Origin of the sequence: Mesorhizobium sp. WSM3879, from assembly GCF_002294915.1 — a bacterium.
Taxonomy (GTDB): domain Bacteria; phylum Pseudomonadota; class Alphaproteobacteria; order Rhizobiales; family Rhizobiaceae; genus Mesorhizobium.
On record NZ_NSFZ01000005.1, the window covers coordinates 349,725 to 375,740 of the forward strand.

23 protein-coding genes are annotated in these 26,016 nt (G+C 64.4%); 10 read left to right on the top strand and 13 right to left on the bottom strand.

Annotation, left to right across the window (positions count from 1 at the left end; translation table 11 throughout):
- Nucleotides 1–112 precede the first annotated feature (112 nt).
- The 4 genes from CK218_RS14605 to CK218_RS14620 all read right to left on the bottom strand — a co-directional run bounded on the left by CK218_RS14605 (nucleotide 113) and on the right by CK218_RS14620 (nucleotide 3,807).
- A complete protein-coding gene (locus CK218_RS14605; RefSeq protein WP_095828157.1) occupies nucleotides 113–1,096 on the bottom strand; it encodes a 2-hydroxyacid dehydrogenase in 984 nt (327 codons plus the stop codon).
- The gene (locus CK218_RS14610) at nucleotides 1,093–2,115 is read right to left on the bottom strand and encodes a LacI family DNA-binding transcriptional regulator (protein WP_067324144.1); all 1,023 of its coding nucleotides are present in this window, start codon (nucleotides 2,113–2,115) and stop codon (nucleotides 1,093–1,095) included. The genes CK218_RS14605 and CK218_RS14610 overlap by 4 nt, the downstream gene beginning before the upstream one ends.
- A gap of 59 nt (nucleotides 2,116–2,174) precedes the next feature.
- Nucleotides 2,175–3,059, bottom strand: coding sequence for a DMT family transporter (locus CK218_RS14615; protein ID WP_179294515.1), 885 nt, complete (start codon nucleotides 3,057–3,059; stop codon nucleotides 2,175–2,177).
- A gap of 340 nt (nucleotides 3,060–3,399) precedes the next feature.
- Nucleotides 3,400–3,807: a DUF2000 family protein gene (locus tag CK218_RS14620; protein ID WP_067003707.1), complete on the bottom strand. Its 408-nt coding sequence runs from the start codon at nucleotides 3,805–3,807 to the stop codon at nucleotides 3,400–3,402.
- A gap of 33 nt (nucleotides 3,808–3,840) precedes the next feature.
- Between CK218_RS14620 and CK218_RS14625 the strand changes: the two genes are divergently transcribed.
- Together CK218_RS14625 and CK218_RS30605 are read left to right on the top strand one after the other, a co-directional pair.
- Entirely contained in the window at nucleotides 3,841–4,692 is an 852-nt protein-coding gene (locus tag CK218_RS14625; protein WP_095828158.1) for an AraC family transcriptional regulator, read from the top strand.
- A 38-nt stretch (nucleotides 4,693–4,730) separates the two neighbouring features.
- On the top strand, nucleotides 4,731–4,883 hold the full coding sequence (locus tag CK218_RS30605) for a hypothetical protein (RefSeq protein ID WP_179294507.1): 153 nt from the start codon (nucleotides 4,731–4,733) through the stop codon (nucleotides 4,881–4,883).
- Here the strand turns inward: CK218_RS30605 and CK218_RS14630 are convergent.
- On the bottom strand, nucleotides 4,880–5,350 hold the full coding sequence (locus tag CK218_RS14630) for a MarR family transcriptional regulator (RefSeq protein ID WP_067003705.1): 471 nt from the start codon (nucleotides 5,348–5,350) through the stop codon (nucleotides 4,880–4,882). The genes CK218_RS30605 and CK218_RS14630 overlap by 4 nt on opposite strands.
- Before the next feature lie 358 nt (nucleotides 5,351–5,708).
- On the opposite strand from CK218_RS14630, the gene CK218_RS14635 reads away from it, so the two are divergent.
- The 6 genes from CK218_RS14635 to CK218_RS14660 all read left to right on the top strand — a co-directional run bounded on the left by CK218_RS14635 (nucleotide 5,709) and on the right by CK218_RS14660 (nucleotide 13,730).
- Nucleotides 5,709–6,770 (top strand): GTP-binding protein, encoded by a 1,062-nt coding sequence (locus CK218_RS14635; protein ID WP_067003322.1) that lies wholly within the window; start codon nucleotides 5,709–5,711, stop codon nucleotides 6,768–6,770.
- 234 nt (nucleotides 6,771–7,004) lie between these two features.
- A complete protein-coding gene (locus CK218_RS14640; protein ID WP_067003320.1) occupies nucleotides 7,005–7,979 on the top strand; it encodes a WD40 repeat domain-containing protein in 975 nt (324 codons plus the stop codon).
- Nucleotides 7,980–8,141: 162 nt separating this feature from the next.
- On the top strand, nucleotides 8,142–9,518 hold the full coding sequence (locus CK218_RS14645; protein WP_095828159.1) for an aspartate aminotransferase family protein: 1,377 nt from the start codon (nucleotides 8,142–8,144) through the stop codon (nucleotides 9,516–9,518).
- A gap of 11 nt (nucleotides 9,519–9,529) precedes the next feature.
- Nucleotides 9,530–10,936 (top strand): glutamine synthetase family protein, encoded by a 1,407-nt coding sequence (locus CK218_RS14650; protein ID WP_082980505.1) that lies wholly within the window; start codon nucleotides 9,530–9,532, stop codon nucleotides 10,934–10,936.
- Between the two features lie 89 nt (nucleotides 10,937–11,025).
- A complete protein-coding gene (locus CK218_RS14655; protein WP_095828160.1) occupies nucleotides 11,026–12,261 on the top strand; it encodes a putative DNA modification/repair radical SAM protein in 1,236 nt (411 codons plus the stop codon).
- A gap of 2 nt (nucleotides 12,262–12,263) precedes the next feature.
- A complete protein-coding gene (locus CK218_RS14660) occupies nucleotides 12,264–13,730 on the top strand; it encodes a UdgX family uracil-DNA binding protein (RefSeq protein WP_095828161.1) in 1,467 nt (488 codons plus the stop codon).
- Nucleotides 13,731–14,022: 292 nt separating this feature from the next.
- Here CK218_RS14660 and CK218_RS14665 read toward each other — a convergent pair whose 3' ends face one another.
- From CK218_RS14665 to CK218_RS14680, 4 genes are all read right to left on the bottom strand, one after another.
- Nucleotides 14,023–15,282, bottom strand: coding sequence for a glycerate kinase (locus CK218_RS14665; RefSeq protein WP_095828162.1), 1,260 nt, complete (start codon nucleotides 15,280–15,282; stop codon nucleotides 14,023–14,025).
- Entirely contained in the window at nucleotides 15,279–15,782 is a 504-nt protein-coding gene (locus CK218_RS14670) for a heme-degrading domain-containing protein (protein ID WP_066995935.1), read from the bottom strand. The genes CK218_RS14665 and CK218_RS14670 overlap by 4 nt, the downstream gene beginning before the upstream one ends.
- 75 nt (nucleotides 15,783–15,857) lie before the next feature.
- Nucleotides 15,858–17,171, bottom strand: a complete 1,314-nt coding sequence (gene guaD, locus CK218_RS14675) for a guanine deaminase (RefSeq protein WP_095828163.1) — start codon at nucleotides 17,169–17,171, stop codon at nucleotides 15,858–15,860.
- Between the two features lie 2 nt (nucleotides 17,172–17,173).
- Entirely contained in the window at nucleotides 17,174–18,400 is a 1,227-nt protein-coding gene (locus CK218_RS14680; RefSeq protein WP_095776977.1) for a urate hydroxylase PuuD, read from the bottom strand.
- A gap of 151 nt (nucleotides 18,401–18,551) precedes the next feature.
- Here CK218_RS14680 and CK218_RS14685 point away from each other — a divergent pair, with 151 nt between their 5' ends.
- The gene (locus CK218_RS14685; RefSeq protein WP_066995946.1) at nucleotides 18,552–19,472 is read left to right on the top strand and encodes a LysR family transcriptional regulator; all 921 of its coding nucleotides are present in this window, start codon (nucleotides 18,552–18,554) and stop codon (nucleotides 19,470–19,472) included.
- 36 nt (nucleotides 19,473–19,508) lie between these two features.
- On the opposite strand, the gene CK218_RS14690 is transcribed toward CK218_RS14685, so the two are convergent.
- Nucleotides 19,509–20,345 carry a PhzF family phenazine biosynthesis protein gene (locus tag CK218_RS14690; RefSeq protein WP_095828164.1) on the bottom strand — a complete coding sequence of 279 codons (837 nt, stop codon included), beginning with the start codon at nucleotides 20,343–20,345 and terminating at the stop codon, nucleotides 19,509–19,511.
- 248 nt (nucleotides 20,346–20,593) lie between these two features.
- Here CK218_RS14690 and dps point away from each other — a divergent pair, with 248 nt between their 5' ends.
- A complete protein-coding gene (gene dps / locus CK218_RS14695; protein ID WP_066995949.1) occupies nucleotides 20,594–21,082 on the top strand; it encodes a DNA starvation/stationary phase protection protein Dps in 489 nt (162 codons plus the stop codon).
- 32 nt (nucleotides 21,083–21,114) lie between these two features.
- On the opposite strand, the gene xdhC is transcribed toward dps, so the two are convergent.
- The 3 genes from xdhC to xdhA form a co-directional block, all read right to left on the bottom strand.
- Entirely contained in the window at nucleotides 21,115–22,110 is a 996-nt protein-coding gene (gene xdhC / locus CK218_RS14700; RefSeq protein ID WP_095828222.1) for a xanthine dehydrogenase accessory protein XdhC, read from the bottom strand.
- Nucleotides 22,111–22,172: 62 nt separating this feature from the next.
- On the bottom strand, nucleotides 22,173–24,536 hold the full coding sequence (gene xdhB, locus CK218_RS14705) for a xanthine dehydrogenase molybdopterin binding subunit (protein ID WP_095828165.1): 2,364 nt from the start codon (nucleotides 24,534–24,536) through the stop codon (nucleotides 22,173–22,175).
- On the bottom strand, nucleotides 24,536–26,014 hold the full coding sequence (gene xdhA, locus CK218_RS14710; protein ID WP_095828166.1) for a xanthine dehydrogenase small subunit: 1,479 nt from the start codon (nucleotides 26,012–26,014) through the stop codon (nucleotides 24,536–24,538). Before xdhA ends, xdhB begins: the two co-directional genes overlap by 1 nt.
- Nucleotides 26,015–26,016: the final 2 nt, after the last annotated feature.

Sequence of the window (26,016 nt, forward strand, 5' to 3'; positions counted from 1 at the left end):
CTTGCCGTGCCATGCCGTTCTCCAAACCACGCGCCGATTTTGGACAACATGCATAACGAAGTATGCAGAATGATGGTTAAGCAGGCGTTAATGAGTGTGGCAGGCGTTCCACTCAGGCGCGTGGCTTGACGTTGATCGTCTCCGGCACCGGGGTCAGCGGCCGGCGCTCGCCGAACCAGGAGATGAGATTATCGACGCACAGATCCGCCATGGCCCGGCGGGTGTGGTCGGACGCAGATCCGACATGCGGCAGAAGGGAGGTGTTGGGCGCATCGAGCAGCGCTTTGGGCACATTCGGTTCGTCGGCAAAGACATCGAGCCCGGCAGCAGCGATGGTGCCATTGGAGAGTGCCGCAGCCAGAGCCGCCTCATCAACCGTGCTGCCGCGGCCGATATTGACGAAGACGCCGTCGGGACCGAGCGCCGCCAGGACGCCCGCGTCGATGGCTTTCTCCGTCGCGGCCCCGCCCGGCGCGATGCAAATCAGAGTGTCGACCGCTTCGGCCAGACCCTTCAGCGTCGCATGGTACTCGTAGGACAGGCCATCGACCTGGCGGCGGTTGTGATAGGCGATCGGCAGGCCGAAAGCCTCGAGGCGACGGGCGACGGCGAGGCCGATGCGGCCCATGCCGAAGATGCCGACGCGGCGGCCGCGTAAGGTGAGCCGGCTCAGGCGATAGTCACCCTTCCTCACCCAGTCGCCGTCGCGCAGCCATTTCTCGGCGGCGTACATTTCGCGCACAGTGTTGATCAACAGGCCGATGGCGGTGTCGGCAACCTCTTCGGTCAGCACGTCGGGCGTGTTGGTGACCATGACGCCGCGGGCGGCCGCGTGACGAGCGTCGACGGAGTCATAGCCGACGCCGAAATTGGCGATGATCTCGAGATTGGGCAGCGCGTCGATCATGGCCGCGCTGATGCCGCCGAAGGAGGCGATGCCGCGCACGCTCTCGCGCATCTCGCCGGTGACGAGCGACGGATCGGCGCGCTCGATCCGCACGCGCTTGAACGCCTTGTCGATCCGGCCGATGGCATGGTCGTTGAAACGGCCCGGCACCAGGATGGCGACCGGCGACTTCGCTTCTGTCTGTGTCATTGACGCTCCACCGGCTTGCCGGTGGACTGGCGCACGTGCAGCTCCGGCTTGATCAATTCCTGCGACGGCCGCACGGCCTGCCCGTTCAGCTTGTCGAGCAGCGCGCTGGCGGCGCGGCGGCCGACCTCGCGCTGGCCATTCCAGACCGTGGTCAAGGCCGGCGTTGCTATCGCAGCCTCCTCCAGGTCGTCGTAACCAGTGACGGAAATATCGACGCCCGGCACCAGGCCGGCGCGCGCGATGCCGTTCATCAGCCCGATCGCAACCAGATCATTCCAGCAGCAGGCGGCGGTCGGCTTGTCCTTCAGCGCCAAGAACTGTCCTGCAGCCTCGAAACCAGCCTGCTTGGTGCGCGGTCCAGGAATGCGCCAGGACGGCTTCACCTCCAGCCCGGCCGCCTCCATGGCGTTGACATAGCCCTGGTAGCGATCGCGGCCGGTCGAGGTCTGGTCGGTGCCGCCGATCATGGCGATGCGTTTGTGGCCGAGCGAGATGAGATGGTTGGTCGCGAGTGCCGTGCCATAGGCATCGTCGCCGCGGAAGACCGGCACGTCGGCGCCGGTGACGGTGCGCGCGATCAGCACCGCCGGGAGGCCGTTTTCCTCGGCCATGATGATGTCCTCGGCCGGCGTGCCTATGGCCGGCGACATGATGACGCCGTCGGCGCCGAGCTGCAGCAGCGTGTCGATGAAGGTGCGCTGCTTTTCCAGCTGGTCATAATGGTTGGACAGGATGAAGGTCTGGCGGCTGCGGTCGAGCTCGCTTTCTATCGAGCGCAGAATCTCGGCGAAGAACGGGTTCATGATGTCGTGCACGACGACGCCGACAATGCCGGAGCGCGAGGTGCGGAGCGACGCGGCCCGTCGGTTGTAGATATAGCCGATGGCGCGCGCGTGCTCCTTGATGCGCTCGCGCGTCGAGCCGGCGACCAGCGGGCTGTCGCGCAGCGCCAGCGACACCGTTGCCGTGGACACGCCAAGCGCATCCGCGATCGTCGAAAGCTTGATCTTCTGTGCCAGCCTTGGTCCCCGGCCTTTAAACTGTTTAAATGGGGCTTATGCCATCGATCGAGGGCAAATCAAAGTTTTTTTGCCAAGCTCTCGGCTTCCGTGTCCAAGGAAGCGGAATTGGGCAGGCGAAGCCTGTGCTCGCGGTGGATGATGTAGAGGCCGCTGGCGACGATGATGGCAGCGCCGAGCAGGGTCCAGCGGTCGGGAAACTGGTGGAAGATCAGCCAGCCGGAGATGATCATCCAAACCATCTGCGAATAAGGGTAAGGCGCGAGCGCCGTCGTCGTCGCCAGGCGATAGGCCTGGACCAGGAGCCAATGGCCGCCGGCGCCGAAGACGCCGAGCATCAAAAGGATCACCCAGCGCCAGCCGTCCTGCGGCAGGGACAATGAGAAGGGCAGCATGGGCAGGAGCAGCACCGCCGGCGCCAGCGCCGAGAACAGGATCAGGCTCTCGGATGTCTCCGTCGACGACATGCGCCGGGTCATGATGACGTAAAAAGAATTCGACAGCATCGAGCCCAGCGCGAAGAGATGGCCCATGCCGAACACGCCGACGCCGGGCCGGGTGATGATGAGGACGCCGACGAAGCCGGTGAGGATCGCCAGCCAGCGCCGCCAGCCCGCCCACTCGCCGAGCAGCGGGCCGGCCAATGCGGTGATCACCATCGGGCCGAAGAAATAGATCGAGGTGGTCTCGGCGAGTTGCAGCGTCCTGAGCGCCAGGATGTTGAACATGGTCGAGCCGAAAAGCAGGCATCCGCGCAGGATGTGCGCCGGCAGGTTGTTGGCGCGGAAGCGCGACGGCTCGCGCCAACCGCGAAGGAAAACGCCGACAAGCAGGACATGCACGATGAATCGAGCCCAGGCGACGATCAGCGCCGAGACGCCGGCGAGCACCAGATATTTGCTTGAGGTGTCGAGAAAGGTGAAGCAGACATAGACGCAGAGCATCAACAGCATCGCCGCGGGCGGCGTCGCGCTGTCGTCGTGATTTTTGGGAACGCTCAAAATCGGGCCGGAGGAGAGGTAGACGCCATTCTTTTGCGGCAATCGCCGCCGACCGGCAAGCCAAAAGCGACTGGCCCAACAAGACGTGCCGACAGGCTTAGAGCGCAGTGCCTTGGCGATCAGCAGAACGTTCCTGGTTCGTCATCCCGTGCGGAGCAAGGAGCGACGCGACGCTCGCAGACCCCAGGCTGGCGAAGCAGGGAGGTCGCGGCCAATCTCGAACGTGCGCGACGTCGTCCGGACGAATGGTCAATCAGTCACCAAGAGCATCCTTCCCGGAGAATCAAGCATGCATGCGGGCGCCCTTGGTAATCTTGTCGACGAGCTTCTTTTCGGCGCGCAGCGCGATGCCGACGATCTTGGCGTCGTCCGGCGCGAATTCGGCGAAGACGGCGCGGTTGGCCAGGTCATGGCCGGTGGAGAACATCTCCTCGACATAGGCCGATGTCGTCACGCCGCGCTCCAGGGCCCGGCGGTGGATCGCGGCAAGCGTCGACCCGTCTGCCGACAGCACGATAACGGGCTGGATCGAGAGCGGATTGAAGAAATTGCCGGCGCGGTCGCGATAGGCCTCGCCGATGATTTCAGGACATTGCGCGACGATGCCGCTGGTCAGGAAAGCGGTAACGTTGAGCTTCTGCCAGACGGCGAGATCTTCCTTGAGCACGATTGCAAATTTCGTGTCGAACACCAAAATGTCTCTCCGAGATGTGGATCAGGGACCATGGCGCACGATCTAGGCAATGAGGCGCTGGGAGGTCTTGAACGTTCGTGCGCTGAGGACGACCGGATCGTTTCGGCGCCCGGCGCCACGGGCCTCGAGCGCATCGAGGCGCGATTCCACGGCAATGCTTTCGACCTGCACCGCCACGACACCTACGCCATCGGCGTGACGCTCGACGGCGTGCAGCGCTTCCACTATCGCGGCGCGCTTCGGCACAGCCTCCCCGGCCAGGCAATCGTTCTGCATCCCGACGAACTGCATGACGGCGGCGCCGGCACCGAGCACGGCCTACGATACAGGATTCTCTATCTCGAGCCGTCGATGCTGCTCGACTGCCTCCACGGATCGCCGCTCCCCTTCGTTAAGGATGCTGTGGTGAGCGACCCTCAGTTGCGCGGCACGCTGCTGTCGGCGCTAACACCGCTCACCGAGGAGTTCGACGACCTGTTCGTGGCGGATTTCATCGCGCAGCTGGCGCAGCAATTGAAACGCCATGCCGGACAGCCGGCAAAATCAGCGGGAAAGATCGCGTGGCGGGCTGCCGAGCTGGCGCGCGACTATCTCGAAGAAAACGCTGAACGGCCGGTGCGTTCCGACGAGCTGGAGGCGGTTACCGGCCTCGACCGTTACGCGCTGTCGCGCCATTTCCGCGCGACCTATTCGACAAGCCCGCATCGCTTCCTGTTGATGCGTCGGCTGCAGCGAGCACGGCGCATGATCGAAGCGGGAGAGCCGCTTGCCGAAACCGCTGTTGCGGCCGGCTTCAGCGATCAGAGCCATTTCGACCGGCATTTCAAGAAGGCGTTCGGGCTGACGCCGGGACGCTGGGCGACGCTGGTGCGCGACGCGTAGCGTCGTCGCCCTTTCCGCTAAGCTGCCGATGCTTGGTGGTGCCTGAAGCGACGATGCTGTGCATCGCGCTTGGGTCGCTCGAGACGACGCTTACGCGTCGCTCGTGGGTCACCAACGCCCAGCGGCTAAGCGACGATGCTGCGCATCGCGCTCACGCGTCGCTCGAGACGACGCTGCGCGTCGCTCGTTAATCATCCAGCTCGGCGTCGTCGTCGATGAGGATCAGGTCCTCGTTCGACAGGTTGGCCTCGATGCGGGCGAGCAGCTTGAACAGCGCCTTCTGGTCTTTCTTGTCGAGACCCCTCAGCGCCTGCTTCTCGGTCTTCTTGACCGATTTCTCGATGGCGCGGATGGTTTCGCGGCCGGAGCCGGTAAGGAAGATATGGGCCTGGCGGGCATCGGCGTTGGAGGCGCGCTTTTCGAGAAAACCCTGCGCCTGCAGCCTGTTGATGGTTTTTGTGATCGTCGGCGGACGTACGCCGAGCTTGTCGGCGAGATTGCCGGGTGTCTGGCCGTCTTCGCGGTCGAGCGCCAGCATGATCTGGTCCTGGCCGGCGTAGAAGCCATGTGCCAGAAGCCGCGCAGCAAGCGCCGTGCGCGCCAGCCGCGCTGCCGAATGCAGCCGGCTCATAGTCGCTGTTCTGTCCGCCTTGGCCATGGTCATTCCCTCTTCGGCCGAACCGGCGCGGGCAGCATAGAGGCTGTCCGGCGGCTGGCAAATGACGATTTAACGAGTCCGGCCTGCAAACACTTTGCCGGCAAGCATTGCGGTGCCCGCGCAGGTGATGCCAGATGTTTATTTCAGTTAGATGACAAACGAGTTTTGGCCCGCCGGCATTCACAGCGGAACATCCCGGAGGGGCTCTGATGCCGTGCGGCTGCCCTGTTCCTTTAACCCACTGCGGCTGCCCCGATCGGGACCGGCTGGCCCATCGGTTTGGCGCGTGCAAAAGCGCGGCTCGCATCCTATATGAGGCCGACAAATCCTTCGAGGCACAGATTTTTCGAGGCAGGCCATGAGCGATGCACAGACGCAGATCCCCGTAACCGTTCTCACCGGCTATCTCGGCGCGGGCAAGACGACGCTGCTCAACCGCATCCTGTCGGAGAACCACGGCAAGCGTTACGCGGTCATAGTCAACGAGTTCGGCGAGATCGGCATCGACAACGATCTGATCGTCGAATCCGACGAGGAAATCTATGAGATGAACAATGGCTGCGTGTGCTGCACGGTGCGCGGCGACCTGATCCGCGTCGTAGAGGGCCTGATGCGGCGGCCCGGCCGTTTCGATGCCATCGTGGTCGAGACCACTGGCTTGGCCGACCCGGTGCCGGTGGCGCAGACCTTCTTCATGGACGACGATGTGCGCTCCAAAACCAAGCTCGACGCGGTGGTGGCGCTGGTTGACGCCAAGCACCTGCCGCTGCGCCTGAAGGACTCGAAGGAGGCCGAGGACCAGATCGCCTTCGCCGATGTGGTGGTGCTGAACAAGACCGATCTCGTCACCCCGGAAGAGCTCGAAAAGGTCGAGGCGACGATCCGCGCCATCAACCCGGCGGCCAGGATCCATCGCACCCAGCGCGCCGGGGTGGCGCTCGGCGAAGTGCTCGACCGCGGCGCCTTCGACCTGTCACGCGCGCTGGAGAACGATCCGCATTTCCTCGAGGCGCACGACCACGATCACGACCATGAATGCGGTCCGGATTGCGATCACGACCACCACCATCATCACGACGGGCACGATCACCATCACCACGGCCATCCTTCCGACATCCACGATGTCACGGTGAAGTCGGTCTCGCTGCGCGGCGGCGAGATGGATCCGAAGAAGTTCTTCCCCTGGATCGAGAAGGTGACCCAGATGGAAGGGCCGAACATCCTCAGGCTTAAGGGCATCATCGCGCTGAAGGGCGACGAGGACCGCTATGTCCTGCAAGGCGTGCACATGATCCTCGAAGGCGACCACCAGCGCGCCTGGAAGGACGGCGAGAAGCATGAAAGCCGGCTGGTCTTCATCGGCCGCGATCTCGACGCCGAGCGCCTCAGGAAGAGTTTTGAAGCCTGCCAGGCGGCTTGATTTCCGGACTTTCAGGCGCTAGCGCTGCCCCTTCTCTCCTTCTCCCCTTGTGGGAGAAGGTGGCCGAGCGAAGCTCGGTCGGATGAGGGGTGTTCCAGCTTGGCGATGACGGCACTCCGTCGAACACCCCTCATCCGTCTTGGCGCTACGCGCCAATCCACCTTCTCCCACAAGGGGAGAAGGGGGAGTCACACCTAGCCGCGCCGGCTTAGTGAAATCGAATGGACCATCCCCATGCCGACAGTCGCCCCGCTTGATCTCGAAGGCCATTGCGTCGCCGCCGTCTTCCTCAACGATGTGCCGCATTTCGCTTTGGCCGACGGCGCGATCCATCGGCTCGACAATGGGCACAAGACCGTACAGGCGAATGACGGGCTGCTCGCCGCCTTCCACGATGCGGCGAACGACCGCCTGATCACCGGCGGCGAGGACGGCAAGGTGTTTGCGGTCAAGGCCGGCGGCGAGGCGAGCGAACTTGCCAGCGCCGGCAGAAAATGGATCACCAGCGTTGCGGCGGGCCCTCAGGGCGCAGTCGCCTATGCCTCGGGCAAGACGGCGTTCGTCCGTTTCGCCGACGGCAAGATCAAGGAATTCGCCCATCCGCGCTCGGTGGAAGGGCTCGCCTTCTCGCCCAAGGGCATGCGCTTCGGCGTTGCCCGCTACAATGGCGCGACGCTGCATTTTCCTGCGGCGGAGGGCAAGCCGGTCGAGCTCGAATGGGCCGGCGCCCATACCGGGATCAGCTTTTCGCCGGACGGCGCTTTCCTGATTACCACCATGCAGGAAAACGCGCTGCATGGCTGGAAGCTGGCCGACGGCAAGCACATGCGCATGAGCGGCTATCCGGGCAAGGTCAAAAGCCTGTCCTGGAGCGTGAAGGGCAAATGGCTGGCGAGCTCCGGCGCGCCGGCGGCGATCGTGTGGCCTTTCGCCAGCAAGGACGGGCCGATGGGCAAGGCGCCGCTGGAGCTCGGCACGCGCGGCAATACCATGGTGACGTGCGTTGCCTGCCATCCCAGCCAGGAGGTCACCGCGATCGGCTATGAGGACGGCATGGTGATCGCGGCCCGCTTCGCCGACGCCAAGGAAGTGCTGCTGCGTCGTCCCGGCAAAGGCGCCATCACCTCGATGATGTGGGACAGGGAAGAGCGCCGCATCGTCTTCGGCAGCGCGGCCGGCGATTGCGGCGTGATCGACATCACTGCCTAAGGGATTAGGGGAATAGGGAAAGGAGAGACACTTCCTGCACTTTCCTCCTGTACCGCCTTACTCCGTACTCCCCTACTCCCTGAGCCAACGCCCGCCACCTGCGCGGCCAATTGCGGTTTTGCCGACCGGTTGGCAGAGTGCCGCGCGAGAAAGAGGGGCTTCATGCATTCAATCGACCGGACTTCCATCGGCGGCATCGCCGCCGCCCGCATCGCGGAACTGCGCGAAACGGAGGCGGCCGCCTTCCGCAAGGCGCGGCCAAAGTCCGGGGCCAAGGTTGGCAACGGCATGGCCGGCTTCCTCGGCGGCGTGCCGATGCATTGGATGGCCGACTGGCCGACGCCTTTCCCGATCCTGGTCGACAGCGCCAAGGGCGCCACGATTATCGATGTCGACGGCAACAAGCTCGACGATTTCTGCCTCGGCGACACCGGCTCGATGCTCGGCCATTCGCCGCCGGCGGTCGCCCGCGCCATCCGCCGGCAAGCAGCACGCGGCTTGACCTATATGCTGCCCAGCGAGGATGCGTTGGCGATCGGTCCGCTCTTGCAGCAGCGCTTCGGCCTGCCGGATTGGCAGATCGCCACAACCGCTACCGATGCCAACCGCTTCGCCTTGCGGGTCGCCCGCGCGGTGACGGGGCGCGAAAAGATCCTTGTCTTCAACGGCTGCTATCACGGCTCGGTCGACGAGACGATGGTGCGACTGATCGACGGCAAGCCGGTCAACCGGCCTGGGCTGGCAGGCGAGTTCCGCGATCTCACACGGGCAACCAAGGTTATCGAATTCAACGATATTGCAGCATTGGAAGCGGCACTTGGCGACCGTGATGTGGCCTGCGTGATCACCGAACCGGTGCTGACCAATTCCTGCATGGTGCTGCCACAACCCGGCTTCCACGACGCGCTGCGGCGCCTCACCCGGGCCGCCGGCACGCTGCTTTTGATCGACGAGACGCACACCATTTCAACCGGGCCCGGCGGTTACACGCGACGGCACGGGCTGGAGCCGGACCTGTTCGTGCTCGGCAAGCCGGTGGCCGGAGGCGTGCCGGCCAGCATCTGGGGCATGAGCGAGGAGATGGCGACGCGCTACGGCGCCTACAATCGCAGCAAGGAGCCCGGCTATTCCGGCATGGGCACCACGCTGTCGGCCAACCCGTTGCAATTCGCGGCGATGCGGGCGACGCTCGAAGAGGTAATGACCGAGGAAGCCTATGCGCATATGGACCGGCTGGCGCGCCGCCTCGACGCGGGGCTCTCCGACGTCATCGAGCGAAACAAGCTGCCTTGGCATGTCGCGCGCGTCGGCGCCCGCGTCGAGTTCATCTGCGCGCCCGGGCCGCTCAAGAACGGCGGCGAGGCGGAGACGGCACATGCGCCGGAACTCGAAGCCGCCGTCCATGTCGCGCTGGTCAATCGCGGCGTGCTGATCGCGCCGTTCCACAATATGATGCTGATCTCGCCGGCGACGACCGCGGCGCAGGTAAGCCGCCTGATCGCGGCTTTCGCCGCGGTTGCCGCCAGGCTTACGGCATGAGACAAGCGGCTATGGACAATCCGAGCACAGTTGTGACCTCCCCTTCGGGCTCGACGCCGGCCGAGGCGAAAGCGTTTCTCGCCGCCCATCCCGACATCGAGGCCTTCGACATCGTGCTCACCGACGCCAACGGCATCGGCCGCGGCAAGATCGTGCGCCGGCACGAGCTGATGAGCATTTTCGAGGGCGGAAGGCATATGCCGATCTCGATCCTCGGCCTCGACATCACCGGGGAGGATGTTCACGAGACCGGGCTGATCTGGGACACCGGCGACGGCGACCTCAGGGCATGGCCGGTTCCAGGCACGCTCGTGCCGCTGCACGGCACCAAGCCGCCGCGCGGCCAGGTGCTGATGGCGATGTATCGTCTCGACGGCCAGCCGATGACCTCCGATCCGCGGCTGGTGCTGGCAAGGCAAGTCGAGCTCCTGGCGGCGCGCGGCCTGCATCCGGCCGGCGCCTTCGAGCTGGAATTTTTTCTCCTTGCCAATGAGCGCGACGCCGACGGCAAGGTGCAGGCGGCGCGCGCGGTGCTCGACGGCCGCCGCTCGGGCAAAACGGAAGTCTATTCGGTCGACCACCTGCACGGCATGGAGCCGCTGTTTTCCGACATCTACGCCGCCGCCAGGGCGCAAGGCATTCCGGCCGAGACGGTGATTTCCGAATATGCGCCCGGACAGTACGAGCTGACGCTCAACTACCGCAAGGACGTGATGCGGGCGGCCGACGACCTGGTCATGCTGAAGCGGCTGGTGAGGGCGCAGGCGCGCCGGCACGGCGTCACCGCCTGCTTCATGGCCAAGCCGATCGAGGCCTATGCCGGTTCGGGCATGCATTTCCACGTCTCGCTGCAGGACGATGCCGGCCGCAACGTCTTCACAGAATCTGCCGGCGAGAAATGGTCGCCCAGCCTGCTCAACGCGCTTGGCGGCCTGATCCACACCATGGCGGAATCGATGCTGGTGTTTGCGCCGCATGCCAATTCATGGCGGCGTTTCGTGGCGCAATCCTATGCGCCGGTGGCGCCGACCTGGGGCGTCAACAACCGCTCCGTGGCGTTGCGCGTGCCGGCGGGCGATGCGATGAACCGGCGTATCGAGCACCGGCCGTCCGGCGTCGACGCCAACCCTTATCTTGTGGCGGCGACGGTGCTGGCGGGCATAGTCAAGGGCCTCGACGAGGCCCTTGACCCCGGACCGGAAACGACCGGCAACGGTTACGAGCAGCCAACGGAAGCCTCCACCATGCCGACCGATTGGCGCGCCGCGATCGAGGCCGCACGTGGCTCCGAATTCCTGAAATCGGCGCTCGGTCCCGACCTGCACCGGACCTTCGTGGCGATCAAGCAGGCGGAATATCTGCGCGTCGCACGCACCGTCAGCGAACTCGACTACCACCTCTACCTCCACGAGGTCTGAGGACTTGGCCTCGCAGACGGAGTGATCACGTTTCGCCGCGACACTCAAAAGTTATAGCCAGGCGACTTTCTGGAACATATCATGAACACATGGCTGTGCTTTCCGTCCGCGAGAAACTGGCGATCCTGTCCGACGCCGCTAAATACGACGCCTCCTGCGCATCGTCCGGTTCGGCGAAACGCGATTCGCTGAAATCGGGCGGCATCGGTTCGACCGAGGGCTCGGGCATCTGCCATTCCTACGCGCCGGACGGGCGCTGCATTTCGCTGCTGAAGATCCTGCTCACCAATTTCTGCATTTACGACTGCAGCTATTGCATCAACCGCTCCTCCTCTAATGTGCGGCGAGCCCGCTTCAGCGTCGACGAGGTGGTGCGGCTCACCATGGATTTTTATCGCCGCAACTACATTGAGGGTCTGTTCCTGTCCTCCGGCGTCATCCGCTCGCCGGACGCGACGATGGGCGAGATGGTCGAGGTGGCGCGACGGCTCAGGATCGAGGAAAAATTCGGCGGCTTTATTCACCTCAAGACCATTCCCGAAGCGTCAGCCGAACTGATCGAAAAAGCAGGCCGTTATGCCGATCGCCTGTCGATCAATGTCGAGCTGCCGACCGACGAAGGGGTGAAGAAGTTGGCCCCGGAAAAGAAGCCGGAAACGATCCGGCTTTCCATGGCCAAGCTGCGCCGCAAGATCGAAGAGAAGGCCGAACCAACGTTGCAGAGCCGCAAACGCGAGCGCTTTGCGCCGGGCGGCCAGTCGACGCAGATGATTGTCGGCGCCGACAAAACGTCCGACGACGGCATCCTGCGCGCCAGCGCCCGGCTTTATGGCAGCTACCATCTGCGCCGCGTCTATTATTCCGCCTTCAGTCCGATCCCGGATTCGTCTGCGGCGCTGCCGTTGCAGAAGCCGCCCTTGATGCGCGAGCACCGGCTTTACCAGGCGGACTGGCTGATGCGCTTCTACGGCTTCTCGCAGCCTGAAATCCTGGCCGGCAGCAATGACGGCATGCTCGACCTTGCCATCGATCCCAAACTTGCCTGGGCGCTGCGCAACCGCGGCCGGTTCCCGGTCGACGTCAACCGCGCCGATCGGGAGGCGCTGCTGCGTGTGCCCGGGTTGGGCACCAAGGTGGTCGACAGGATTCTGCAGACGCGTCGCCATCGCCGGCTGCGTCTCGAAGATGTCGGACGGCTCTGCCATTCGGTCGCCAAGGTACGCCCCTTCATCACTGCGGAAGGCTGGTCGCCAGGCGCGCTCACTGACAAGTCGGGCTTGCGCCAGATCATCAGTCGCTCTTGCGAGCAGCTTTCGCTGTTTTGACCATGGCACGGACCCAGCTCAGCCTCGCATCTCATCTCGTCCGGCTTGAAGGCGAGACCGATTTCGCCGGTTGGCGCGATGCGGCGCGCCGGCTGGCCACGAATGATATTCCGCCGGAAGACGTGGCGTGGCAGGTGGGCCACGACGATGATGATCGCGCCAACGATTTGCCGGCTTGCCGACAAGATGCGCGGCTTGTCGTGCCGCGCGACTTCATCGAACGCGCAAAGACGGTCATCTGTCATTCGGACCCCGAGCGTTTCAACTTCCTCTATCGGCTGCTCTGGCGGTTGCGCGTCGAACCGAAGCTGCTGTCGATCGCTTCCGACCCGGATATCCGCAGGCTCGAGTTCATGGAAAAGGCGGTTCGGCGCGACATTCACAAGATGCGCGCCTTCGTGCGCTTCCGGAAGATCGGCGACGGCGCGGAGGAACGTTATGTCGCCTGGTTCGAGCCCGACCATTTCATCGTCGAGCGCAATGCCGATTTCTTCGTGCGCCGCTTCGCCGGCATGCGCTGGACGATTCTCACGCCGCACGCCTCGGCCGACTGGGACGGCGAGCGGCTGGCGATCGGCCCAGGCGCCGGCAAGCGCGACGCGCCGGCAGAAGACGACGCCGAGACGCTGTGGCGGACCTATTTCGAGAATATCTTCAACCCGGCCCGCCTCAAGGTGAAGGCGATGCAGAAGGAGATGCCGAAGAAATATTGGCGGAACCTTCCCGAGGCCTCGCTCATTCCAGACCTGATAGCAGGAGCGGACAGAGCCGCGACAGCCATGATCGCCCGGATGCCAACCTCCCCAGCGCCGCACCACGCCAAAGTGAAGGCAAAACACTGGCCTTCGCCGGAGCCGGCGGATGTGGTGGCGCCCGAAAGTACGGATATTCCGGCATTGCGCGAAGAGGCGAGCGGTTGCCGGCGTTGCCCGCTCTGGCGCGATGCTACGCAAACCGTGTTCGGCGAGGGACCGGAGAATGCCGACGTGGTGTTTGTTGGAGAGCAGCCCGGCGACCAAGAGGACCTTGCCGGCAAGCCGTTCGTCGGGCCCGCGGGCAAGGTGTTCGACAGCATTTTGGACCAGGCCGAGATCGACCGCCGCAAGGTCTATGTGACCAATGCGGTGAAGCATTTCAAGTTCGAGCCGCGCGGCAAGAGGCGGATCCATTCAAAGCCTAATGCCGGCGAAATTCGTGCCTGCCGCTGGTGGCTCGACAAGGAACTTGACATCATCAAGCCAAATCTTGCGGTGGCGCTCGGCGCGACAGCAGCGCAGTCGCTGCTCGGCAAGGCGGTGCCGATCACCAGGATGCGCGGCGATGTCATCCAGCGCGAGGACGGCTTGCGCGTCTTTGTCACCATCCATCCCTCCTTCATCCTGCGCATCCGCGAGCACGAGGACAAGGAGGCCGAGAGGGAGCGGTTTCTCACCGATATGAAGAAGGTGAAGCAGCTGATGGCTGCTTGACCCGATCTGCGCGCCTGAACGGGACTTGCGCGGACGGATGCTGTTGTACGAGTCGTGCGACTGGGGAGAATTGGGCGAGATGCCCGTCGCCTCGTCATCCACGGGCGAAGCAAGGAGCGGAGCGACGCGCGCGCAGACCCGAGGATCATTCCGTTACCTGCAGGCGTCGCAACGATGCACAATTCTGCTCCGCTGCATTCCATGCCCGAGGTCACGGAATGGATTCCAGGGTCTCCGCGACGGAGCTTCGCTCCTGCTTCGCCCTGGAATGACGACTTCAGCGTTTATTGCGCTACCGGACGAGTATCGCCCTTAGATCATTGACGTTGGTCCCGGTCGGACCGGGCACGAACAGATCGCCGACCGCGTTGAAGGCGGTCCAGGCATTGTTGCCGGCAAGCATAGCCTTGGCATCGACGCCTGCGGCACGCATGCGCGCCACGGTCGCGCCGTCGGCGAAGGCGCCGGCATTGTCCTCGGAGCCGTCGATGCCGTCGGTGTCCGCGGCTAAAGCATGAATGCCGCTGAGCCCATCGATGCCGATGGCGAAGGCAAGCAGGAATTCGGAATTGCGGCCGCCCTTGCCTTTCGCCCGCAGCGTTACCGTCGTCTCGCCGCCGGAGAGGATCAGCATCGGCTTCTCGAAAGGCCGGTTACGGGTCGCCACCTCGCGGGCAACCGCGGCATGCACGCCGCCGACCTCGCGCGCCTCGCCCTCGATCGAATCCGACAGGATGACGGCTTCGATGCCCTGCCGCTTCGCTGCGGCGGCCGCGGCTTCCAGCGAGACGCCGGCCGAGGCGATGAGATGCACTTCATTGCCGGCAAAGACTGGATCGTCGGAGCGTGGCGCATCGGCTGCGGGAGACTGAATATGCGCCATGACCGCATCCGGCAGGCTCATGCCGTAGGCGGCGATCGACGCCAGCGCATCCGCGCGGCTGCCGGTGTCGGGGACGGTCGGCCCCGAGGCCACCAGCGCCGGATTGTCGCCGGGAATGTCGGAGACGACCAGCGATACGACCCGGGCCGGATGTGCGGCGCCGGCCAGCCGTCCGCCCTTTATGGTCGAGACGTGCTTGCGGATGGTGTTCATCGCCGCGATCGGCGCGCCGGAAGCGAGCAGCGCCTCGTTGACGGCGATCTCGTCGGCAAGAGTCAGGCCGGGAGCGGGCGACGGCAGCAGCGCCGAGCCGCCGCCCGAAATCAGCGCCACGACCAGATCGTCCGCGGTCAATCCCCGCACCTTCTCCAGCAGCCGACGCGAGGCTTCGAGGCCGGCGGCGTCCGGCACCGGGTGCGCCGCCTCGATGATCTCGATGCGCTCGGATTTTGCGCCATAGCCGTAGCGGGTCACGACCAGCCCATCGATCGGACCATCCCAGACCTTCTCGAAGGCCGCCGCCATCTGCGCCGAGCCCTTGCCGGCGCCGATAACGATGGTGCGGCCCTTCGGTTTTGCCGGCAAATGATTGCGGATCGTCTTTTCCGGATCGGCGGCGGCGACGGCGGCGTTGAAGATCGACGTAAGGAAAGTTTTTGGATCGGTCATTGCTCTTCCGGCGGCAACTTGAGCTTGCTCGCATCGACTCCGAGATGGGCGCAGAGCGCATCGACAACGACACCGTGGTCTTCTCGTTCGGGCAGACCGGAGACGGCGATGACACCGATCACGCCTGCACCCTTCACCGCGACGGGAAAGCCGCCGCCGGCCAGCACATAGTCGGCGATGTCGAGCGCTTCGCCGACCTTGAAGGTGCGGTCGGGTCGCTGCTGCTCCAGCACCATGCGATAGGTGCTTGTGAGATAGCGCTTGACGACATTGATCTTGCGCCGCGCCCAATCGGGGTTGGAGGCGTTGGAGCCCGGCATGGCGGCGTAGAATAGCGGACGGTCGAAGGTCCTGATGTCGACGATGATCGGCAAGTTTTCGTTGAGCGCCCGCTCCCTGATCGCCGCGCCTATCTGGAAGGCCACGGCCTCGTCGAAGGCCGGAAAGACCAGCGTGGCTTCCTGTTTCTTGATCAGAGCGATGTCGTCGGCGGCAGCCATGGCGTTTCCCCTGTCAATGTCGACGCACGCTTTGGCCGATGGCTGACGCGGGGTCAAGCGACGAGCACGTTTAATCTATGCGACAATCGCGCTCTTGGCCGGCCGGCCCGCCACATAGACCTCGGTCACGGCGCGGTCGTCGCCCAGCGTCTGCAGCAGGAAGAGCTCTTCCGCCAGGGTCTCCACCGTCTCCATCCTCAGCCGCATCGCCGGCGTGGCGTTGGCGTCGAGCACGACGATGTCGGCATCCGTGCCTTCTTCCAGCGTGCCGACTTTTTCGGCGACAGACAGCGCCTCGGCATTGCCGCGCGTCAGCTGCCAGAAGGACTGGAAGGGGTTCAGCTTCTCGCCATTCAGCGCGATGACTTTGTAGCCCTCGTCCATGGTCCGCAGCATCGAATAGTTGGTGCCGCCGCCGACATCGCTGGCGGCAGCGATCCTGAGCGGCTTTTCGCGGCGGCGGTAGCGCTGGTAGTCGAACAGGCCGGAACCGAGGAAGAGGTTGGAGGTCGGGCAGAACACCGCAACCGAACCCGATTGCGACAGCGCATCGGCTTCGCGCTCGGAAAGATGAATGCAGTGGCCGAACAGGCTCTTTTTGCCCAGCAGGCCGTAATGCTCATAGACGTCGGTGTAGTCGCGCGACCAGGGGTAGAGCTCCTGGGTGAAGGCGATCTCGGCGTGGTTTTCCGACAGATGCGTCTGCATGTGGAGATCGGGATGCTCACGGCAGAGCGCGCCGGCCATCTCCATCTGCTCAGGCGAGGAGGTGATGGCGAAGCGCGGGGTGATGGCATAGAGCTGGCGGCCCTTGCCGTGCCATTCGGCAATCAGCGCCTTGCTGTCGTCATAGCCGGTCTGCGGCGTGTCGAGCACGCCCTCCGGCGCATTGCGGTCCATCATCACCTTGCCGGCGATGTTGAGCATATTGCGGTCGTGCGATTCGGCGAAGAAGGCTTCGGCCGAAGATTTGTGCACCGAGCAATAGGCGACGACCGTCGTCGTGCCCTGGCGCAGCATCTCGTCGAGGAAGAGCCTGGCGATGCGGCGGCCATGCTGCGCGTTCGCGAATTTCGACTCCTCCGGAAAGGTGTATTTGTTCAGCCAGTCGAGCAGCTCGGCGCCGTAGGACGCGATGATCTGCATCTGCGGCACATGCACATGTGCGTCGATGAAGCCCGGCAGGATGAGATGCGGGCGATGGTCGATCGTCTCGACGCCGGCGCCGGCACGCTTGGCGATCTCGGCATGCGGACCGGCGGCAATGATCTTGCCGTCGTCGATCAGCAGCCCGCCATCCTCCTCGTAGCGCCAGGCGGAATGGTCGTCGATTGCTTCGGGCCAGCGCAGGAAGGAGAGCGTGCGGCCGCGCAGGAGTTTCGAGGTCATGCTTACTTTCCGGCGCCTTCGAACCAGGCCACCAAAAGGGCCCGTTCCTGGTCGGTTATCTGAGTGACGTTGGCGGGCGGCATGGCATGCGCGCGGCCGGCCTGGAGGTAGATCTCCCGGGCATGCTCGGCGATGCGCGCGTCGGTGTCGAGCAACACGCCCTTCGGCGCATGGTAGATTCCTTCATAGGCCGGCTCTTCGGTATGGCACATCGAGCAACGGCCGAGCACGGTGTCGCGCACGGCCGGAAAATGCGCCGAGGCGATGTAGACCTGGGCAGCGGCGGATGCGGCGGAGGCCTTGGGCTCCGCTGTCAGCACCTTGGGCACGGTCGACAGCCAGATGACGATCATGAACAGCACGGCGGCACCCAGCCAGGTCCAGGTCGGGTTGCCCTTCCTCGCGTGCACGGTGTTGAAATAGTGCCGGATCAGCACGCCGATGATGAAGACCAGCGAGGCGATGACCCAATTGAACTGCGTGCCGAAGGCCAGCGGGTAGTGGTTCGACAGCATCAGAAACAGCACCGGCAAGGTCAGGTAGTTGTTGTGCAGCGAGCGCTGCTTGGCAATCTTGCCGTATTTCGGGTCCGGCTTGCGGCCGGCGATCAGGTCGGCGACGACGATCTTCTGGTTGGGGATGATGACCATGAAGACATTGGCCGACATGATCGTGGCGGTGATGGCGCCGAGATGCAGGAAGGCGGCGCGGCCGGTGAAGAGGTGGGTCAGCCCCCAGGCGATGAAGACCAGCACGCAGTAGAGCACCAGCATCAGGCCGGTATCGCTTTTGCCGAGCGGCGAGCGGCAGAGCAGGTCGTAGACGATCCAGCCGACGCCGATCGTGGCGAGCGACAAGAGGATGCCGACGGGCACCGAGATGTTGAGCACGTTGGGGTCGATCAGGAAGAGGTCGGCGCCGGCATAGTAGACCACGCAAAGCATGGCGAAGCCCGACAGCCAGGTGGCGTAGGATTCCCATTTGAACCAGGTCAGGTGCTCCGGCATTTCGGCCGGCGCCACGAGATATTTCTGGATGTGGTAGAAGCCGCCGCCATGCACCTGCCACTCCTCGCCGAAGGCGCCGGCGGGCAGGCCGGGACGCTGGCGCAGCCCGAGATCGAGGGCGACGAAATAGAAGGACGAGCCGATCCAGGCGATGCCGGTGATGACATGCAGCCAGCGGACGGCGAAGCTCAGCCAGTCCCAGAAAATCGCAAAATCCATCATCGAGTCGCCCCTGGGAAATCGTCCCTGCCGATCAGGCGACTTTACGGTCTGGAGCGCAAACGAAAAGAGGCGGGGCGCGCGATGACTTTCAAAAAAAAATGGAAAATACTAGGGTCGTCCCACGCAGCCATTTGAGAGCCACGACCGTCGCATGGCCTATCTCGACAATATCGCCGTCTTCGTCCGCGTCGTCGAGCTCGGCAATCTGTCGGCGGCCGGGCGCGACATGCGCATCTCGCCGGCGGTCGCCTCCAACCGCATCAAGGAGTTGGAGAAGCACCTCGGCGTGCGGCTGTTCAACCGCACCACGAGGCAGCTGATGCCGACCGAGCACGGCACGGTGTTCTACACCGGCGCCAAGCAGGTGCTGGACGCGATCACCGAGGCGGAGGCCGCGGTCGCAGCACTTTCCGGCCAGCCGCGCGGCACGATCAAGGTGACGGCGCCGCTCGGCCTCGGCCGGCGGCTGATCGCCTCGGGCATTCCGGATTTCCACGACAAATACCCCGATATCGAGGTGCGGCTGAGACTCTCCGACCACAATGTCGACATCATGAAGGAAGGCATCGACGTCGCCTTCCGGCTTGGCATCATCGAGGATTCCAGCCTTCGGATGCGCGGCATCATGGAATGCGAGCGCGTGCTGGTCGCGGCGCCGAAATACCTCGAGGCGCGCGGCGAGCCGGTCGAGCCGCAGGAACTGATCGGCAAGAAACATGATTGCCTGATGCTGCGCTATTCCGGCACGCGCGAATATGTCTGGACGCTGCAGACGCCGAACGGTCCGCAGAAATTCGAGGTGCATGGACCCTACGATACGGACGATGGCGATGTGCTGACAGGCTGGGCGCTGTCGGGGCGCGGCATCATCAACAAGCCGCGCTTCGAGGTCGAGCCGTTCATCCGCGACCAGCGGCTGAGAGTGATCCTGGCAAAGACGCCGCCGACGCCGGTCCAGTTCGCCGCCGTCTATCCGCACAAGAAGCTGCAGGATCCGAAGGTCCGCCTGCTGCTCGACTTCATGGCCGATCGCTGCCAGCGGCTGATCAAGGACATTCTTGCCGGCAAGTAGGCTGGCGGGCACGCGCCTTCGCGTGGGTGACCACACTCAGTCTTCGTCCATCAGGCGGGCTGTGCCGGATACCCGGATCGAGCTGCCCGGGGTGGGCGGAATATCGGCATGCAGCCGCGAGCGCATGCCCATATCCTCGCCCTGAACGATGTCGACCGCGCCGCCATGCGCCCAGCCAATGTCGCGCAGATAGCCGGCAAAGGCGGCGGTGGCAGCGCCGGTCGCCGGATCCTCATAGACGCCGCCGGAAGCGAAGGGATTGCGCGTGTGGAAGAGACGCGGCGTTTCGGCATAGGCGAGCAGGATCGTTACCAGTCCCTCGCGCCGCATCAGGGCCCGGCCCTGTTTCAGGTCATAGGCCATGGCGGCGAGCGCCTTGCGCGACTTCAAGGCCAGCACCAGATGGTCGGCGCCGCCATGAACCAGCGCGGGCGGAATGGCGGGATCGAGATCGCCCTCCTGGTAACCGAACATCGCCAGGGTTTCGCCGGCCAGCTCCGACGGGGCCGGCCGGCTGCGCGTCGGCGGCGACTGCAGGGCGGCGGCAAAATTGGCGCCGTCGCGAAACCCTTCGACGGTGATGGCGGCCTGGTTCAGGAGCAGCTTGAAAATTCCGTCGCCGAACCTTCTGACCAACGCCGCGCCCAGCGCGATGGTGGCGTGGCCGCAGAACGGCACTTCCGATTCGGGCGAAAAGTAGCGGACACGCCAGCCTTCCCCTTCACGTGCGGCAAAGGCGGTCTCGGAAAAGCCGACCTCTGCAGCGACGCGCTGCATGTCTGCGGCGTCGGGCAGAACCTCGCCAATCACCACGCCGGCCGGGTTGCCGCCGCTGTTGCCGTCCGAAAACGCCGCTATGGGCAAAACATCCATGTCGCTCGTCCCGTGTTCGTCATTCGTGTTCGTCAGGCGTGCAGAAAACACGGTTCAATCCGGTTTGGGAAACGAAGAAAGCGACGAGCAGCTGTGAGCATCAGTCATACCTTCGCCAGCTGTGCGCCCCTCGATCCGATGCGGAACGAAACCCGCTCCGTCCCCGTTCTGGCGATTGGCGGCTGCACGGCCGCCCTTCGAGACCAGTCCCCAGCTTTCGCAGCGACCCAGCGCCACAGGAGCCGACCATGGACGCCATTGTCACCAAGAACGACCTCAAATCCGACGCCAAGAAGGAATCGATCGATCTTCTCAATGCCAGGCTTGCCGATGCCATCGACCTAGCGCTGGTCACCAAGCAGGCGCACTGGAACGTCAAGGGACCGCAGTTCATCGCCATCCATGAGATGCTCGACGAGTTCCGCGAGGAGATCGACGGCCATGTCGACATCATCGCAGAACGCGCCGTGCAGCTCGGCGGCACCGCGCACGGCACCTCGCAGGACGTGTCGAGGGCAACGAAGCTCCAGCCCTATCCAACCGACATCCACAAGACCAAGGATCATCTGGCGGCGCTGATCGACCGTTATGCCACGGCTGCCAGGCTGGCGCGTGAGGCGATCGACGAGGCGGACGACGCCGGCGATGCCGACACCGCCGACATCTTTACCGCCTACTCGCGTTCGCTCGACAAATTGCTGTGGTTCCTCGAAGCGCATACGCAGGAAAAAGAATAGCCGGCTCAGCGTTCCTCCGATGGCCGGGTAAATCAGCCGGCCATCGCCTTCTCGGGCGCGGCCGAAGCCTGGGCCGCATGCGACACCAGCGCCGTCATGATTTCGGCGGCGGCGAGCGCGGCGATCACCGGCGGGCGCTTGTCCTTCACGGTATTGCCGCCGATCGGCGAGACGAGACGGTTGAACTGGGCCTCGCTGCCCTCGTCGGACTTCAGGAACCAGTTCTTGAACGTCGCCTTCTTGGTCTTCGAGCCGATCATGCCGACATAGGCGGCGTCGTCGCGCTTGAGCGCCTCGGCGACGATCAGGAAATCGAGCGCATGGTCATGGGTGAGGATGGCGAAGGCCGATCCGGCCCGGGCTTCGCGCACCACCGCTTCGGGCATCGGCGTCAGCCGCGTCTCAACCGTTTCCGGCATGCCTTCCAGCGCATCGGCCCGCGTCTCGACGACCTCCACATGAATGGGCAGCAGCGCCAACGACGCGGCCAGCGCCTGGCCCACATGGCCGCCGCCAAAGACATAGACATGCGGCAGATGCGCCTCCTCGGCCTCGGCCTTGACGATCAGTTCCTGTTCGATCCTAGCGTCAACCAAGCGGATCAGCACCTCGACGCGGCCGCCGCAGCATTGGCCGATTTCAGGACCCAGTGGAACATCTAGGGTCGCGCAGGTTTCGTCGACCTCGATGCGGGCTTCCCTCCCCCTCCAGGGCAGGGTGGCGGCGGAGCCGCCAGGTGGGGTCACCGGGGCAGTGCGCGGCGCTCTCGTGCCTTCTGAGATCACCCCCTCTGGCCTCTTCGCGGCCGTCTCGCCCTCAAGGGAGGAGAAAAGCATCTGCCGCGCCTTGTCGATCGCCATGAATTCAAGCTGGCCGCCGCCGATGGTGCCGAAAATCGCCGATGATGAGACGAGCATGAAGGCGCCGGCTTCGCGCGGGGTCGACCCCTTGGTGGCCGCGACCTCGACAAGCGCGACTCGGCCTGTCTGGCCGAGAAACCCCTTCAGGCTTTGCACTTTCGAGTTCATCGTCTGCATTTCCACCGAGGAAATATAGCGTTTCGTGCCCCGAATTGCACGTTTTGGCCCGTTCAGGCCGGCTTTGCGGCTTCCCGCTTCAGCCTTTCGATCGCCATCAGCACCCGTTCCGGCGTCGCCGGGGCGTCGAGGCGCGGGCAGATCTTGTGATCGGCGACACTCGCCACCGCGTCGGAGAGCGCATGCAGCACCGACATGCCGTGCGGCAGCGGCGGCTCGCCGACCGCCTTGGAACGATGGATGGTCGGCTCGTAGGCCGACGACCAGTCGGTCAGCTTGACGTTGAAGATTTTTGGCCTGTCGGAAGCGAGCGGGATCTTGTAGGTCGACGGCGCATGCGTGCGCAGCCGGCCGCCGTTGTCCCACCAAAGCTCTTCCGTCGTCAGCCAGCCCATGCCCTGGATGAAGCCGCCCTCGACCTGGCCGAGGTCGATCGCGCGGTTCAGCGAGCGGCCGGCATCGTGCAGGATGTCGGTACGCTCGACGACATATTCGCCGGTCAGCGTGTCGACCGAGACTTCCGAGCAGGCCGCGCCATAGGCGTAGTAGTAGAAGGCATGGCCGCGGCCCTTGCTGCGGTCCCAATGGATCTTCGGCGTTTTGTAGAAGCCAGCCGCCGAGAGCTGGACGCGGTTCATGTAGGCTTGCTTGACCAGATCGTTGAAGGCGATTTCCTGGTTGCCGATGCGCACCCGGTTGGGCAGGAACACGACCTGGTCGAGCGGCACCTGGTATTTTTCGGCCGCGAAATCGGTCAGCCGCTTGCGGATCTGCCGAGCGGCATCCTGCGCCGCCATGCCGTTGAGGTCGGCGCCGGAAGATGCCGCCGTCGGCGAGGTGTTCGGCACCTTGGCTGTGGTGGTGGCGGTGATCTTGACCCGGTCGAGATCGATCTGGAATTCCTCGGCGACGACCTGCGCCACCTTGAGATGCAGGCCCTGGCCCATTTCGGTGCCGCCATGGTTCATATGCACCGAGCCGTCGGCATAGACATGCACCAGGGCGCCGGCCTGGTTGGCCTCGGTCTTTGTGAAGGAAATGCCGAACTTGACCGGCGTCAGCGCCAGGCCGCGCTTGATGAAGCGGCTGTTGTTGTTGAAGGCGCTGATCTCGCGCCGCCGCCGCGCGTAATTGGCGCTGTCCTCCAGCTCCGCGACGATGCGGTGGATGATGTTGTCCTCGACCTTCTGGTGATAGGGCGTGAGGCAGCGTTCGCCGATCGCATCCATCGGGTCATAGAAATTGAGCTTGCGGATTTCGAGCGGATCCTTGCCGACCGCGAAGGCCACTTCGTCGATGACGCGCTCCGCGCCGACCATGCCTTGCGGGCCGCCAAAGCCGCGGAAAGCGGTGTTCGAGACCGTGTTGGTGAAAAGCGGCGCCGATTTCGCGTGCACCGCCGGATAGAAATAAGCGTTGTCGCAATGGAAGAGCGCCCGGTCGCCGACCGGACCGGACAGGTCGGCGGAGAAGCCGCAGCGCAGGGCATAGGTGAAATCGACGCCGAGGATGTTGCCCTCGTCGTCGAAGCCGACCTCGTAGTCGATGGCGAAATCATGCCGCTTGCCTGTGGCGGTCATGTCCTCGTCGCGGTCGAGCCTGATCTTCACCGCGCGCCCCAGCTTCTTGGCCGCGATGGCGGCTATGGCCGCGCATTGGTTGGCCTGCGTCTCCTTGCCGCCGAAGCCGCCGCCCATGCGGCGCACTTCCACCGTCACCGCATGGCTCGGCACGCCGAGCGCATGCGCAACCAGATGCTGCGTCTCGCTCGGCCCCTGCGTCGAGCAATAGACGATCACCTCGTCGTCCTCACCGGGGATCGCCAGCGAGACCTGGCCCTCGAGGTAGAAATGGTCCTGGCCGCCAAGCCACATGCGGTTCTTGATGCGGCGGGGCGCTGCCGCGATCGCGGCAGCCGCATCGCCGCGCTTCAAGATCAGCGGCGAGGTGACCTGCTTGTCCTTGACCGGGTCGAGGTCCCAGATGTCGATCACAGCCGGAAGCTCGTCATATTCGATCCTAGCCAGGCGTGCCGCGCGGCGCGCCGCCTCGCGTGTCTCGGCTACCACGGCGAAGATCGGCTGGCCGTAGAATAGCACCTTGTGCTCGGCGAGCACCGGATCGTCATGCATGTTGCTCGGCGACACGTCGTTCTCGCCGGGCACGTCGGCACAGGTCAGCACATCGACGACGCCTGGCGCTGCGCGCACCGCCGACAGATCGATACTCTTCAGCGTGCCGTGCGCGACCTTGGCGAGGCCAAGGCCGACATGCAGCGTGCCGGCAGGCTCAGGCATGTCGTCGATGTAGACGGCGGCGCCGCTGACATGCTTGTGCGCGGAATCGTGCCGCTGCTCGGTGGCCACGCCGCCGACGATTTTTTCGGCCTTGAGGTTGGGAGTGGCGTGCTTGTTCATCAGGCCGCCTCGTTGCGGGTCACTTGGAACGGCGCCCTGGTGCCGGTGGTTTCGACATAAAAACGCAGCAAAAGATTTCTCGCCGCCAGCGCCCGATACTCGGCGGTTGCACGCATATCGGTAATTGGCGTGAAGTCGCTGGCGTATTCGGCCATCGCGGACTCGACACTTGCTTCGCTCCAGACTTTGCCGATAAGGGCGGTTTCAACCGCGGTCGCTCGCTTCGGCGTCGGCGCCATGCCGCCATAGGCGATACGCATATCCGCCACGGTGCCGTCCTCGGCCTCGGTCAGGAAGAAGGCGCCGAGGGTAGCGGTAATGTCCTCGTCGCGGCGCTTGGTGACCTTGTAGACGGCAAATTTCGTGCCCTCTGCCGGCACGGGCACATGGACGGCCTCGACGAATTCGCCGGGCTGCCGATCCTGCTTGCCATAGGCAATGAAGAAGGTTTCGAGCGGGATCGTGCGTCGGGCATTGCCCTTACGGAGCGTGAGCTGCGCGCCGAGCGCGATCAGCGGCGGCGGCGTGTCGCCGATCGGAGAGCCGTTGGCGATGTTGCCGCCGATGGTGCCCATGTTGCGCACCTGCTCGCCGCCGATGCGGTCGACCAGCGGTCCCAAGGCCGGGATGCGACTGGAAAGAGCTGCGAAGGCTTCGCTGTAAGTCACGCCGGCGCCGATCGTAATCACGCCATCGGCCTCCGAGATCGTGCGCAAGCCGTCGAGGCCACCGATGAAGATAGCCGGCGAGATGTCGCGCATATGCTTGGTGACCCACAGCCCGACATCGGTCGAGCCGGCAACGATGGTGGCGCCAGGCTCCTTCTCGAGCGCCACGGCGAAATCGTCGACGTCAGCCGGCACGATCAGCCGCTCCTTACCCGAACCGACCTCGACCCTGGCGCCGTCGCGCAGCGCTCCCAGCCGTGCAGTGATATCCTTGCGCTCCACTGCCAGCGGGTCCTTCGCCGCCTTGCCGTAGCTTGATATGGCGCGCGCGGCGCGCATGATCGCCTCGTAGCCGGTACAGCGGCAGAGATTGCCCTGCAGCGCCTTTTCGATCGCCGCGTCGGACGGGTTGGGCGTCTTCATCCACAGCGCATAGAGCGACATGACGAAGCCAGGCGTGCAGAAACCGCATTGCGAGCCATGGAAATCGACCATCGCCTGCTGCACGGGGTGAAGCTGTTCGCCATTGCCGCGCAGATGCTCGACGGTGACGACATGGGTGCCGTCGAGCGAACCCATGAAGCGGATGCAGGCATTGACGCTTTCATAGACCAGGCCCTCGACCGAGAGCTTGCCGACCAGCACCGTGCAGGCGCCGCAATCGCCCTCGGCACAGCCTTCCTTGGTGCCGCGCAGCGAGCGGTTCAACCGCAGCCAGTCGAGCAGGGTCGCGTCGGGGGCGATGTCGTTCAGCGCGACATCGGCGCCGTTCAGGATGAAGCGTATCTGATTACGAGTCTTGTCGGCCATGT